Annotated in this window: 11 protein-coding genes; 8 read left to right on the top strand and 3 right to left on the bottom strand. The window is 67.3% G+C overall.

What is annotated here, in order from left to right; translation table 11 throughout:
- Positions 1-16: 16 nt before the first annotated feature.
- A complete protein-coding gene (locus LY44_RS05350) occupies positions 17-1045 on the bottom strand; it encodes a substrate-binding domain-containing protein (protein ID WP_055209775.1) in 1029 nt (342 codons plus the stop codon).
- 240 nt (positions 1046-1285) lie between these two features.
- Between LY44_RS05350 and LY44_RS05345 the strand changes: the two genes are divergently transcribed.
- The 8 genes from LY44_RS05345 to LY44_RS05310 all read left to right on the top strand — a co-directional run bounded on the left by LY44_RS05345 (position 1286) and on the right by LY44_RS05310 (position 9932).
- On the top strand, positions 1286-2332 hold the full coding sequence (locus LY44_RS05345; protein WP_055209726.1) for a substrate-binding domain-containing protein: 1047 nt from the start codon (positions 1286-1288) through the stop codon (positions 2330-2332).
- A 59-nt stretch (positions 2333-2391) separates the two neighbouring features.
- Entirely contained in the window at positions 2392-3195 is an 804-nt protein-coding gene (locus LY44_RS05340; protein ID WP_055209725.1) for an ATP-binding cassette domain-containing protein, read from the top strand.
- Entirely contained in the window at positions 3192-4442 is a 1251-nt protein-coding gene (locus LY44_RS05335; RefSeq protein ID WP_055209724.1) for a sugar ABC transporter permease, read from the top strand. Before LY44_RS05340 ends, LY44_RS05335 begins: the two co-directional genes overlap by 4 nt.
- Positions 4443-4457: 15 nt before the next feature.
- Positions 4458-5186, top strand: a complete 729-nt coding sequence (locus LY44_RS05330) for an SDR family oxidoreductase (protein WP_055209723.1) — start codon at positions 4458-4460, stop codon at positions 5184-5186.
- A 32-nt stretch (positions 5187-5218) separates the two neighbouring features.
- Complete coding sequence (locus LY44_RS05325; protein ID WP_055209722.1) at positions 5219-6847, top strand: FGGY-family carbohydrate kinase; 1629 nt, start codon at positions 5219-5221, stop codon at positions 6845-6847.
- Positions 6847-7473 (top strand): HAD family hydrolase, encoded by a 627-nt coding sequence (locus tag LY44_RS05320; RefSeq protein WP_055209721.1) that lies wholly within the window; start codon positions 6847-6849, stop codon positions 7471-7473. The genes LY44_RS05325 and LY44_RS05320 overlap by 1 nt, the downstream gene beginning before the upstream one ends.
- A gap of 76 nt (positions 7474-7549) precedes the next feature.
- The gene (locus LY44_RS05315; protein WP_055209720.1) at positions 7550-8095 is read left to right on the top strand and encodes a CREC-EF hand family protein; all 546 of its coding nucleotides are present in this window, start codon (positions 7550-7552) and stop codon (positions 8093-8095) included.
- 262 nt (positions 8096-8357) lie between these two features.
- Positions 8358-9932, top strand: a complete 1575-nt coding sequence (locus LY44_RS05310; RefSeq protein WP_055209719.1) for a glucan biosynthesis protein — start codon at positions 8358-8360, stop codon at positions 9930-9932.
- A gap of 60 nt (positions 9933-9992) precedes the next feature.
- On the opposite strand, the gene LY44_RS05305 is transcribed toward LY44_RS05310, so the two are convergent.
- Positions 9993-11288: a citrate synthase gene (locus LY44_RS05305; protein ID WP_055209718.1), complete on the bottom strand. Its 1296-nt coding sequence runs from the start codon at positions 11286-11288 to the stop codon at positions 9993-9995.
- 101 nt (positions 11289-11389) lie between these two features.
- Positions 11390-12790 (bottom strand): glutamate--tRNA ligase, encoded by a 1401-nt coding sequence (gene gltX, locus LY44_RS05300; protein ID WP_055209717.1) that lies wholly within the window; start codon positions 12788-12790, stop codon positions 11390-11392.
- Positions 12791-12850: the final 60 nt, after the last annotated feature.

Genomic DNA, 12850 nt, shown 5'->3' with positions numbered 1-12850 from the left:
GGCGGCGCGCTGCGGCTCAGCCGCGGGGAAGGGGGGGCGTGCGCAGGATGCAGGGGATGCGGAAATGCGCGGGGCTGGCCGGGCCGCCCTCGATCAGCGCGAAGACCTTGGCGATCATCCCGTCCACGTCCTGCTCGATCATGCCAACATTGTCAGGCAGTTGCGCGGCGAAAGCGTCATAGTCGAAGCAGCCGTAGCGCATCCGCCCGGCGTGATCGGGCACGGCGCGGTTGAGCCAGCGCACCACCCCCTCGAGGGTGATCGTCGAGTTCACGAAGAGCCCCGGCGGCAGCGCCCCCGCCCGCGCATCCAGCGCCCGTTCCGCCTTGTCGGGCGAATAGCCGCAGGCCAGGATCGCCTCCTCGGGCAGGGCGATGCCGCGTTCGGCATGGGCGGCGCGAAAGCCGCCGATCCGCTCGGCGGTGTTGTGATCGCCCGCCCGCCCGCCGATGAACAGAAGCGGCCCGGCATGGCCCAGATCGTCGCGGCAGCGATCCAGAATCAGATGGGTCAGCGTCTTTGCCCCGGCAAAGTTGTCCGAGGTGACCGAGGCCGCCTTTGATCCCGGCAGGTCGAGGTTGACCACCCGCACCCCGGCCGCGGCGCACAGATCGGCGATCCGGTCCGGGTCGGTCGCGCCATTCGCCACCAGACAATCGACCTGATAGGACAAAAGCGCCCGCGCCGCCTCGAATTCCAGCTCGGGGTCGCGCTGCGTGCAGGTCATCACCGGAAACATCCCATGCGCGCGGGCCACCGCCTCGAAGCGCTCGGCCATGGCGCCGAAATAGCGGTTGTCATATTTCGGCACGATCATGCCGACGATGTTCGAGCGCTCCCGCCGCAGTAGGCTGGCCTGATAATTCACCGCATAGCCCAGCTCGCCCGCCAGCGCGGTGATCCGCCCGGCCAGCTTTTCGCTGATCCGCCGCTTCTTCCAGGACCCGTTCAGCACCGCGCTGACCGCACTGGGCGAGGTCCCCGCCAGCTCGGCCAGGTCATAGATCGTCGGGCGTTTGCGGCCGGGGCCAGGGGTGTCGGTCATGCTTTTCCGTCTGTTGTCATCTTCCATCTTGACGTGAATCGAAACCGGATGCAATTCTGCTTCATCGATTGAGCAAGCTTGCGCAACCGATGAAGCATGAGGGGCGGAGGCGTGGAGGCGGCGCAACCGGGTCGTGTCGGCATTGCCGGACGGGGCTTTGAGGGCCCGGTCGGGCGGCAGACGGGACCCGGGCCAAGACCGGGCCTTGGCTTTGCGGATCATCCAGAGGAGGAGACCAGGATGAACAAGACGATTTCGCTGGCGGGGGCTTCGGTTCTTGTCGCAGCTTTCTTCGGCGCGGCGGCCAGCGCGCAGGACGCGGCCACGGTGGCCTTCCTGATGCCCGATCAGGCCTCGACCCGCTACGAGCAGCACGATTTCCCCGGCTTCAAGGCGGCGATGGACAAGCTTTGCGCCGAATGCACGGTGATCTATCAAAACGCCAATGCCGATGTGGCGCTGCAACAGCAGCAGTTCAACTCGGTGATCGCGCAGGGGGCCAAGGTGATCGTGCTCGATCCGGTCGACAGTGCCGCCGCCGCGGGTCTGGTCGAGATCGCGCAGTCGCAGGGCGTCAAGGTCATCGCCTATGACCGCCCGATCCCGGCGAAACCGGCCGATTTCTATGTGTCTTTCGACAACGAGGGCATCGGCTATGCGATCGCGAAATCGCTGGTCGAGCATATGAAGGCCTCGGGCGTGCCCGATGGTGCGGGGGTGCTGGAGATCAACGGCTCGCCCACCGATGCAGCCGCCGGTCTGATCCGCGACGGCATCCACCGCGCGCTGGAGGAATCGCCCTATACCAAGCTTTCCGAATTCGACACGCCGGATTGGGCGCCGCCGAAGGCGCAGGAATGGACCGCCGGGCAGATCACCCGTTTCGGCGATCAGATCAAGGGCATCGTCGCGGCCAATGACGGCACCGGCGGCGGCGCGATTGCCGCGCTGAAAGCGGCGGGCGCCGATCCGATGCCGCCGGTCACCGGCAACGACGCCACCATCGCGGCGCTGCAGCTGATCATCGCGGGCGATCAGTACAACACGATCTCGAAACCCTCGGAAATCGTTGCCGAAGCCGCCGCGAATGTCGCCGTGACCTTCCTCAAGGGCGAAACCCCCACGCCGAAAACCACGCTTTACGACACGCCCTCGGAGCTGTTCGTTCCGGCCGTGGTGACGCGCGAAAACATCAAGGCCGAGATCTTCGACAAGGGCATTCAGACCGCCGCCGAGATCTGCACCGGCGACTATGCCGAGGGCTGCAAGGCGCTTGGTATCGAGTAAGCTGTGACCGACGGGCGCAGGCGGGCAACTGCCTGCGCCGCACTGGGGAGGAGAGCCTGATGGCTGTGAATGATGCTTCGCTTGCGCCCGCGCGCGAGCCGATCCTGCGCCTGCGCGGGATCACCAAGACCTTCGGCGCGGTGTCGGCGCTGAGCGACATCGACCTTGACGTCCATGCGGGCGAGGTGGTGGCGCTGGTGGGCGACAATGGCGCGGGCAAAAGCACGCTGATCAAGATCCTGGCGGGGGTGTTTCAGCCCACATCGGGCACGATCGAGTTCATGGGGCGTCCGGCCAGCATCGACAGCCCCTCGGCGGCGCTGACCCTGGGGATCTCGACCGTCTTTCAGGATCTGTCGCTGTGCGAGAATCTGGACGTGGTGGCGAACCTGTTCCTGGGGCAGGAGCTGTCTCCCTGGGCGCTGGACGAGGTGCAGATGGAGGTCCGCGCCTGGCAATTGCTGGGGGAGCTCGCCGCCCGCATTCCCTCGGTGCGCGAACCCATCGCCTCGCTTTCGGGCGGGCAGCGGCAGACCGTGGCGATCGCGCGCTCGCTGCTGCTGGAACCGAAGATCGTCATGCTCGACGAACCCACCGCCGCGCTGGGGGTGGCCCAGACCGCCGAGGTGTTGAACCTGATCGAGCGGCTGCGGGACCGCGGCTATGGCGTGATCCTGATTTCCCACAACATGGACAATGTCCGCGCCGTGTCCGACCGCATCGCGGTGCTGCGGCTTGGTCGCAACAACGGCACCTTCACCCGCGACGCCACGCGCGAGCAGATCGTGGCGGCGATCATGGGCGCCGATGACAATGTCGCCGCCCGCCGCGATGCCATCGAAAGAACAAGGGCCCAGCAATGAGCATGAAACCCGACGCCTCGCCCATCGCCTATGACCGCGCCGATGCCCGGGTGCGGGCCGATACCGGGCTTGCGGGCGCCGCGCGCGCCTTTCTCGACCGCATCCGCTCGGGCGATCTCGGCATCCTGCCCGTCGTGGTGGGGCTGATCCTGATTTCGGTCGTCTTCTCCACCCTGAACCCGGTCTTCTTGCTGCCCAACAACCTCGTGAACCTGCTGTTTGACGCTGCCGCGGTGGGCTTCATCTCGCTTGGCATCGTGCTGATCCTGCTTCTGGGCGAGATCGACCTGTCGGTCGGCTCGATGAGCGGGCTTGCCTCGGCCTTGGTGGGCGTTTTGTGGGTCAACATGGGGGTGCCCCTGCCGCTGGCCATTCTGGCGGCGCTTTCGGCCGGGGCGGCGATGGGGGCGGTCTATGCGACGCTGCTCAATCGCTTCACCATGCCCAGCTTCGTCTCGACGCTCTCGGGTCTGCTCGCGCTTTTGGGGATGCAGCTTTACATCCTCGGCCCGACCGGCTCGATCAACCTGCCGTATTCGTCTTTCCTGGTCCGCTTCGGACAGATCCTGATCATGCCGGACTGGATGTCCTACGGCCTCGCCCTTGTGCCGGGGCTCGGCATCCTGTGGTTCGGCTTCCGGCAGATGCGGGCGCGGGCGGCAGCGAACCTGTCGCATGCCTCGGCCAGCGTCGTGCTGGTCAAAGCGGGCGCCGTGACCCTGCTTCTGGAAGGCGCGGTCGCCTATCTGAACCTGGGCCGCGGCGTACCCTTCATGTTCGTCGTCTTCGTCCTTTGCGTCGCCGCGATGCAATATGCGCTGACCCGCACGAAATGGGGCCGCTCGATGTTCGCCGTCGGCGGCAATATCGAGGCGGCGCGGCGCGCAGGCATCAAGGTGAAACGCATCCGCCTGACCGCCTTCATGCTGGGCTCTTCGCTGGCTGCTTTGGGCGGGGTCTTCTCCGCCGCGCGTCTGGCGACGGCCAGCCAGCAGGCGGGGACGGGGGACGTGAACCTCAATGCCATCGCGGCGGCGGTGATCGGCGGCACCTCGCTTTTCGGCGGCCGCGGCTCGGCCTGGGCGGCGCTTCTGGGTGTGCTGGTGATCCAGTCGATTTCGAATGGCCTCACCCTTCTCAATCTCAGCTCGTCGCTGCGTTACATGATCACCGGGGCGGTTCTCGCCATCGCCGTGATCATCGACTCGCTCGCACGGCAATCGCGCGCCAGCCACGGCCGCGCCTGACAACCGGAGGATATCATGACAAACCTCATGCAGGGCAAAACCGCCGCCATCACCGGCGCCGCCTCGGGCATCGGCCTTGCCTGCGCGAAAATCCTGGTCGAGGAAGGCGCGCAGGTCGTGCTGATCGACCGCGACGCGACGAAACTGGCGCAGGCCTGCGCCGAGATCGGCCCCGGCGCGCATCCGCTCAGCCTGGATCTTTTCGACGGCAAGGCGGTCTCGGGGATGCTTCCGGCGATCCGCGATCTGGTCGGCGATCTCGATATCTTCCACGCCAATGCGGGCGCCTATGTCGGCGGCCCCGCGGCCGAGGGCGACCCGGATGTCTGGGACAAGGTGTTGAATTTGAACATCAACGCCGCCTTCCGCACGGTGAACGCGGTGCTGCCGCATATGATCGAACGCAAGACCGGCGACATCATCTTCACGTCGTCCGTCGCGGGCGTCGTGCCGGTGGTCTGGGAACCCGTTTACACCGCCTCGAAATTCGCGGTGCAGGCGTTTTTGCACGCCACCCGCCGTCAGGTTGCGCCGCATGGCATCCGCATGGGCGCGGTGCTGCCCGGCCCGGTGGTGACGGCGCTGCTCGATGACTGGCCGAAGGCGAAGATGGAGGAAGCCCTGGCGAATGGCTCGCTGATGCAGGCGCGCGAAGTGGCGGAAGCCGTGCTCTTCATGCTCTCGCGCAGCCGCGGCGTCGTCGTGCGCGATCTCGTTTTGCTGCCCAACAGCGTCGATCTTTGACCAAGGGCGCCGCCCTGCCCGGAGGATTTCCCATGTCCGCACCCAACCCCCGCCATCTTGTCGGCGTCGATGTCGGCACCGGCTCTGCCCGCGCCGGGGTCTTTGACCTGACCGGCCATCTTCTGGGCACCGATCACCACCCGATCACGCTTTACCGCGAGGAAGGCTCGGTCGTCGAACAATCGAGCGAGGAGATCTGGGCGGCGGTCGGCCGCGCGGTGCAGGGCGCGCTGCGGGCGGCGGGGCTGACGGGGGCGGATATCGCGGGGATCGGCTTTGACGCCACCTGTTCGCTCGTAGTGCTGGACCCGGCGGGGCGGCCCTTGCCGGTCGGCCCCTCGGATGATCCCGCGCGCAATGTGATCGTCTGGATGGATCACCGCGCCACCGCGCAGACCGAGCGGATCAACGCGACGAAACACCGGGTGCTGGATTATGTCGGTGGCCGGATCTCGCCCGAGATGGAGACGCCGAAGCTTCTGTGGCTCAAGGAACACCGCCGAACGGAGTTTGATGCCGCCGGGCATTTCTTTGACCTGACCGATTTCCTGACCTGGAAGGCGACCGGCTCGGGGGCGCGCTCGATCTGCACCGTGACCTGCAAATGGACCTACATGGGCCATGAGGGGCGTTGGGACGACAGCTATTTCCGCCAGATCGGGCTTGCGGAACTGGCCGACGAGGGCTTTGCCCGCATCGGCACCGAAGTCGTGATGCCCGGCACCGCCCTTGGGTCGGGCCTGACCGAGGCGGCGGCGCGGGATCTGGGCCTTTTGCCCGGAACGCCGGTCGCCGCGGGGCTGATCGATGCCCATGCGGGCGGCGTCGGCACCGTCGGCGCCGCGGGCGAGGGGGGGGCGAGCGCGAACCTCGCCTATGTCTTCGGCACCTCGTCCTGCACCATGACCACCACCGAGGAACCCGTCTTCGTTCCGGGCGTCTGGGGCCCTTATTACTCGGCGATGGTGCCGGGGGCCTGGCTCAACGAGGGCGGTCAATCTGCCGCCGGGGCTGCGATCGACCAGCTCCTGCGGTTCCATCCCGCCTCTGCCGAGGCCTCGGACGCGGCGTCCCGTGCCGGGCTTTCCCTCCCCGCCTGGCTTGCGAACCGTGCCGAGGCTTTGGCGGGGGCGGGGGGCGAGGTTGCCCGTCTGGCCGCGGGGCTGCATGTGGTGCCCGAGTTTCTGGGCAACCGCGCGCCGCATGCCGACCCCTATACCCGCGCGCTGATCGCCGGGCTGGGGATGGAGGATGACCTGGACAGCCTTGTCGCGCTTTACGTCGCGGGGATCTGCGGGCTGGGCTACGGGCTGCGCCAGATCCTTGAGGTGCAGGCGAAACGCGGGGCTTCGGTTGCGACGATCGTGATCAGCGGCGGGGCCGGGCGGTCGGATCTGGTGCGCCAGATCCTTGCCGATGCGACTGGCGTGCCGGTGGCCGCGCCCGAGACCGAGGAACCGGTGCTGCTGGGCTCCGCGATCCTGGCCGCGGTGGCGGCGGGGGTGGCGCCCGATGTCGCGACCGGCATGGCGCAGATGTCGAAGATCGCGCGCCGCTACGCGCCGGGGGGCGCAGAGACGCGCGCCTATCACGATGCCCGTTTCGCGCTGTTCGAGAAGTTTCAGGCGCTTGCGCGCGATGCCGCGCTGCGGGAGGCATGATGGAACAGCTCCTGCGCGCGCTTTTGTGGGACATGGACGGCACGCTTCTGGACAGCGAGCCGGTGCATCGGCTGTCCTTCGTCGATGCGGCGCGGGCCTGCGGGCTGGCGCTGCCCGAGGCCTTCCACGAGGGCCTGATCGGCAAGAGCGAGGATGCGATCCATGCGATCCTTGGGGCCGAACACGGGCTCTCGCTGTCCCTTGCGCATTGGTCCGAGCTGCGTTTCGCCGCCTATCTGGCCCGCATCGAGGAGGTGCATCCCTTCAAGATCGCGACCGATCTTTGGGCGCGGGCGCAGGCGGCGGGGCTTTGTCAGGCGATCGTGTCGAACTCGCCCGAGGGGATCGTGCGGGCGAACCTGACCCGGCTGGGTCTGGCGCCCGGATCGGTGATGACGGTCAGCCGTCAGGATGTCCGCCGTGGCAAGCCCGATCCCGAGCCCTATCTGCTGGCGCTGGCGCGGCTTGGCCTGTCGCCCGAGGCGGTGGCGGTGATCGAGGACAGCGCCGCGGGGCTGGCCGCGGCCCGGGCGGCGGGTCTTTGCGTTTACATGATGCCCTGGTTCGAGGGGCCGCCGGGCGATTGGCAGCCCTTCGCGGCGCTGTCGCAGCGCCTGCCGGGCTGACGATCTTTCCGGCCCGGCGACGGAAGCCCGGCGCTTGCGCGTTCATATTGCAAGATCAGCATGAAAGGGATCTGCGATGAAACGCGTTCTGCAATTTGCGACGATCGTGGCGCTTTGTGGCGCGACCCTGCCCGCGGTTGCGCAGCAGGCTTCCGATTCGGCGGTGGTGCCGGGACAGGCGTTCCTGGCGCAATGGGATCTGGACGGCGACGGTCAGGTGACCCTGGCCGAGGCCCGCAGCCACCGCGCCGATATTTTCGTCATGTTCGACAGCGATGGCGACGGCGGCTTCTCGGCCGAGGAGCTGGCGGGGATCGACGACTTCAAACAGGCGCAGCTGGAGGCCGGGATGGGCCCCGGGCATCAGCGCCCCGAAGGCATGACGGCCCGTCCGGGGATGGGGCGCGGCATGGGGCAAGGGCAGGGCATGGGCCAGGGCATGGCGGGGCAGGGCTTTTTTGCCCCGGCCGCCGATCAGATGCGGGCGCTTGACTTCGATGGCGACGGCCGGGTGACGCAGGCCGAATTCGTCGCGGGCACCGAGCGCTGGTTCGCGCGGCGCGAACGCACCGGCGACGGCGTGGTGACGCTGGCCGATTTCGGTCCGCGCGGCCGCAACTGACCCGGCCGGGCCGATCCCCGCCGCGTCCGGGCGCGCGCCAGATAGCGCCCGCCCGAGACAAGCGGGACAAGGCCGAACGGACCGGCGAGCGGGGCGGTGTGCTGCCCGGCCCGAGACCTTCGGCCCGGGGACCTGACCGCGGGCCTTCGCGCCTTTCGTGATCCGCGCTGCGCCCGCCGTTCTGCGTCCGCGTCAAGCCCCTTGATCGCGGCCGGTTTTCCTGTCTTTCCCTGGCGCAGTCCCCAGCGCGAAAGAGCCTGCCATGACCCTGCGCCCCCTCCTGCTTGCGGCCACCGCGGCCCTTGCCCTGCTGGCCCCCGTCGCCGCCCCGGCCGAGACCGCAGCCCCGACCGCAGCCGGGGGCCCGACCCTTGCCGCGCCCGTGCCCTTCAGCCTGGACGCGCTGGCCGCCCGCGCCGCCGCCATCGCCCGCGCGCCCTATGTGCCCGCGCCGCCGCGCCAGCCCGCGGTGCTGGAGCGCATCGATTACGACGCGCATTGGAAAATCCGCTACCGCAAGGACAAGACCCTGCATCAGGGCGCGGTGCCCGTGCAGTTCTTCCATCTGGGCACCTATTTCCGCCAGCCGGTGCGGATGTTCGCGGTGACGAACGGACAGGCGCGCGAACTCGTCTATGCCCCGGACCTGTTCGACATGCCCAAGGACAGCCCCGCCCGCGATCTGGCCGCCGATGCGGGCTTTGCGGGCTTTCGCATCCTGCGCCCGGATCTGTCGGGCGACTGGATCTCTTTCCTTGGCGCCACCTATTTCCGCACCGAGGGGGCACTGGGCCAGTTCGGCCTGTCGGCCCGCGCCATCGCCGTCGACACCGGCCTGCCCTCGGGCGAGGAATTTCCCCGCTTCACCGAGATCTATCTGGAGGAGGGCTCCGGCGGGCAAGCGATCGTCACCGCGCTGGTCGAGGGGCGCAGCCTCGCCGGGGTCTGGCGGATGGCGATCACCAACACCCCCGGACGGGGGCAGGTGATGGCGGTCGAAAGCCGGATCTACCTGCGCAAGCCGGTGGCGCGGCTGGGGCTGGCGCCGCTCACCTCGATGTTCTGGTATTCCGAAACGAACCGCTGGCACGCGCTGGACTGGCGCCCCGAGGTGCATGACAGCGACGGGCTGCTGATCGCGCCCGCCAGCGGAACGCCGGTCTGGCGCGCGCTGGACACGCCCGGGGACATCGTCACCACGCGCTTTGCAGGCCCCGCGCCAAAGGGCTTTGGCCTGGTGCAGCGCGACAGGGAGTTCGAGCATTATCAGGATGATGGCGTCTGGTATGAGCGCCGCCCGACGGTCTGGGTCGAGCCCGCTTCGGACTGGGGGCGGGGGGCGGTGACGCTGGTCGAGCTGCCGACGCATGACGAGATTTACGACAACATCGTTGCCTTCTGGACGCCCGAGACCCTGCCCCCCCCGGGGCAGGAGCTGCGCTTTGACTACACCCTGCACTGGGTTGACCAGGTGCCGCGGCAGGGCGATCTGGCGCAGGTGGTGGCGAGCCGGATCGGCATGGGCGGCAATCCGGGCCAGTCGCGGCCGCGCGATCAGATCAAGGTGGTGCTCGATTTCGAGGGCCCGGCGCTGGCGGGGCTGGGCGAGGCCGATGGCGTGACCCCGGCGATCACCGCGCCGAAGGGGGTCGAGATCGTCAATCCCTTTGCCCATCCGATCCGCGGCAGCACGCGCTGGCGGCTCGTCTTCGACGTGAAATCGCCCCCCGGCACCGGCACGGTCGATCTGCTGGCGGGGCTCAGCCGCGGCGGCCGTGCGCTGAGCGAGACCTGGGCCGCGCCGCTGCATCCCGACCGGATCGAAAAGCTGCGCTGAGGGACGGCAAGAGAAAGGCCGGGGTTTCCCCCGGCCTTGGTCGTTGTGCGGCAATCGCGCTCAGCGCTTCGGCACCGGCACGTAATCGCGGGCGACATGGCCGGTGTAAAGCTGACGCGGACGGCCGATCTTGCCGGTCGGATCGCCCAGCATTTCCTTCCATTGCGAAATCCAGCCCACCGTGCGCGAGAGCGCGAAGATCGGGGTGAACATCGCGGTCGGGAAGCCCATCGCTTCAAGGATGATGCCCGAATAGAAGTCGACATTCGGGTAAAGCTTCTTCGAGACGAAATATTCGTCTTCAAGCGCGATGCGTTCCAGTTCCTTGGCGACCTGCAGGATCGGGTTGTCGTGGATGCCGAGCAGATCAAGCACCTCGTCGGCCGATTCCTTCATCACCTTGGCGCGCGGATCGAAGTTCTTGTAGACGCGGTGGCCAAAGCCCATCAGGCGGAACGGGTCGTTCTTGTCCTTGGCCCGCGCGATATATTCCGGGATCCGTTCGACCGAGCCGATTTCGCGCAGCATTTCCAGACAGGCCTGGTTCGCCCCGCCATGCGCCGGACCCCAAAGGCAGGCGATGCCGGCGGCGACGCAGGCAAAGGGATTCGCCCCCGAAGAGCCCGCCAGACGCACCGTCGAGGTGGAGGCGTTCTGTTCGTGATCGGCATGCAGCATCATGATCCGGTCCATGGCCTTGGCCAGTTCCGGTTTCACCGTATAGGGTTCGGCCGGGACCGAGAAGCACATGTGCAGGAAGTTCGCCGCGTAATCCAGGTCGTTGCGCGGATAGACGAAGGGCTGGCCGATCGAATATTTATAGGCCATCGCGGCGATCGTCGGCAGCTTCGCGATCATCCGCATCGCCGCCACTTCGCGCTGCCAGGGGTCGTTGATGTCAAGGCTGTCGTGATAGAAGGCCGACATCGCGCCGACCACACCCACCATCGTCGCCATCGGGTGGCTGTCACGCCGGAAGCCGCGGAAGAACATGTGGATCTGTTCGTGCAGCATCGTGTGCCGGGTGATCCGCGCCTCGAAATCGTTCATCTGCTTTTCGCTCGGCAGCTCGCCGTTCAGAAGCAGGTAGCAGACTTCCAGGTAATGCGACTTTTCGGCCAGTTGCTCGATCGGATAGCCGCGGTAGAGAAGCTCACCCTTGTCGCCGTCGATATAGGTGATTTCCGATTCGCAGGCCGCCGTCGAGGTGAAGCCGGGGTCGTAGGTGAAGACGTCGGCCTGCGCGTAAAGTTTGCGGATGTCGAGCACATCCGGCCCCACCGAGGGCGACAGCACCGGCAGATCATAGGTCTTGCCGTCAAGCGTCAGCGTTGCCGTGCGTTTCGTTTCAGCCATGGTTCCCTCTCCATTCGTCCGGCGGGCCACGCCGGTGCATCCTTCCCGGTTCCCGCGCACCGGTTCCCGACGAACCGGCTGCGGGAGAGGGCGGCCGGGCCTCAGGCCGCCTGATCGCTCAGCCGGGCCAGCACTTCCTCGCGGCCCAGCAATTCCATCATGTCGAAGACCGAGGGCGTTGCCGCCCGTCCCGCCAGCACCGCGCGCAGGGGGGCCGCGATCTTGCCAAGACCCAGCCCATGCGCCTCGGCCACCCGCGCGACCACGCTTTCGAGCTCCTCACGCACCCAGCTAGCATCTTGCAACTGCTGCGTCAATTCTTTCAGTATACCACGGGATACCGGGTCAAGCGCCGCCATCGCCTTCGCGTCGATCTCGACGGGGCGGGAGATCAGCGCGAAGCGCGCCTTTTCCAGCAGTTGACCAAAGGTCTTCGCCCCCGATTTCACCACGGGCAGCGCTTTGTGCAAAGCCGCCAGTTGCACCTCGGTCAGCGCGGGCAGCTTGGCCGCCTCCAGATAGCCCGAAATCTGGGCGATCAGATCTTCCTCGGCGATCTGGCCCATGTGATGGCCGCAGACATTTTCGAGCTTCTTGAAGTCGAGCCGCGACGGCGCGCGGCCGATTCCCTCCAGCTCGAACCATTCCCTGGCCTGGGCATCGGTGAAGACCTCGTCATCGCCATGGCTCCAGCCCAGCCGCGCCAGATAGTTGCGCATGCCCGCGGCCGGATAGCCCATCGCCTGATATTCCTCGAGCCCCACCGCGCCGTGACGCTTGGACAGTTTCTTGCCGTCGGGGCCGTGAATGAGCGGGATATGCGCGAACACCGGCACCTCCCAGCCCATCGCGTGGTACACCTGCATCTGCCGCGCCGCGTTGATCAGATGGTCGTCGCCCCGGATGACATGGGTGACGCCCATGTCGTGGTCATCGACGACGACGGCAAGCATGTAAGTCGGTGTACCATCCGAGCGTAAACAAACCATATCGTCGAGCTGGTCATTCTTCACCGTCACCGCGCCCTGCACCTTGTCGGCGATCACCGTCGCGCCCTCGCGCGGCGCCTTCAGGCGGATCACATAGGGCGCATCCGGATGCGTCGCGGGGTCGGCATCGCGCCAGGGCGACTGAAACAGGGTCGATTTCCCCTCGGCCCGGGCCGCCTCGCGGAAGGCCTCGATTTCCTCCTGGGTCGAGAAGCACTTGTAGGCCGCGCCGCGGGCCAGCATCTCGCGCGCCACCTCGGCATGGCGGGGGGCACGGTCGAACTGGCTCACCACCTCGCCGTCATAATCCAGCCCAAGCCAGTCGAGCCCCTTGAGGATCGCCGCCGTCGCCTCGGGGGTCGAGCGGGCGCGGTCGGTATCCTCGATCCTGAGCAGGAAGCTGCCGCCATGGCCACGGGCGAAGAGCCAGTTGAAGAGCGCGGTCCGCGCGCCGCCGATATGCAGATAACCGGTGGGCGAGGGGGCGAAGCGGGTGACGATCTTTTGCGACATTGCGGCCTTTCTGCGGGCTCCGGGGCTGCCGGAGGCCGTGTTTTAACCATTTGGAAACCA

This window comes from Rhodobacter capsulatus, from assembly GCF_003254295.1.
GTDB classification, from domain to species: domain Bacteria; phylum Pseudomonadota; class Alphaproteobacteria; order Rhodobacterales; family Rhodobacteraceae; genus Rhodobacter; species Rhodobacter capsulatus.
The sequence above is the reverse complement of the archived record's forward strand: the minus strand, read 5'-3'. Positions and strand labels throughout refer to the sequence as shown.

Excerpts from the sequence above, each read along its gene's own strand:
- gltX (WP_055209717.1), bottom strand. The coding sequence starts at position 12,790 with ATGTCGCAAAAGATCGTCACCCGCTTCGCCCCCTCGCCCACCGGTTAT.
- LY44_RS05305 (WP_055209718.1), bottom strand. The coding sequence starts at position 11,288 with ATGGCTGAAACGAAACGCACGGCAACGCTGACGCTTGACGGCAAGACC.
- LY44_RS05350 (WP_055209775.1), bottom strand. The coding sequence starts at position 1,045 with ATGACCGACACCCCTGGCCCCGGCCGCAAACGCCCGACGATCTATGAC.
- LY44_RS05330 (WP_055209723.1), top strand. The coding sequence starts at position 4,458 with ATGACAAACCTCATGCAGGGCAAAACCGCCGCCATCACCGGCGCCGCC.
- LY44_RS05310 (WP_055209719.1), top strand. The coding sequence starts at position 8,358 with ATGACCCTGCGCCCCCTCCTGCTTGCGGCCACCGCGGCCCTTGCCCTG.
- LY44_RS05315 (WP_055209720.1), top strand. The coding sequence starts at position 7,550 with ATGAAACGCGTTCTGCAATTTGCGACGATCGTGGCGCTTTGTGGCGCG.
- LY44_RS05325 (WP_055209722.1), top strand. The coding sequence starts at position 5,219 with ATGTCCGCACCCAACCCCCGCCATCTTGTCGGCGTCGATGTCGGCACC.
- LY44_RS05335 (WP_055209724.1), top strand. The coding sequence starts at position 3,192 with ATGAGCATGAAACCCGACGCCTCGCCCATCGCCTATGACCGCGCCGAT.
- LY44_RS05345 (WP_055209726.1), top strand. The coding sequence starts at position 1,286 with ATGAACAAGACGATTTCGCTGGCGGGGGCTTCGGTTCTTGTCGCAGCT.
- LY44_RS05320 (WP_055209721.1), top strand. The coding sequence starts at position 6,847 with ATGGAACAGCTCCTGCGCGCGCTTTTGTGGGACATGGACGGCACGCTT.
- LY44_RS05340 (WP_055209725.1), top strand. The coding sequence starts at position 2,392 with ATGGCTGTGAATGATGCTTCGCTTGCGCCCGCGCGCGAGCCGATCCTG.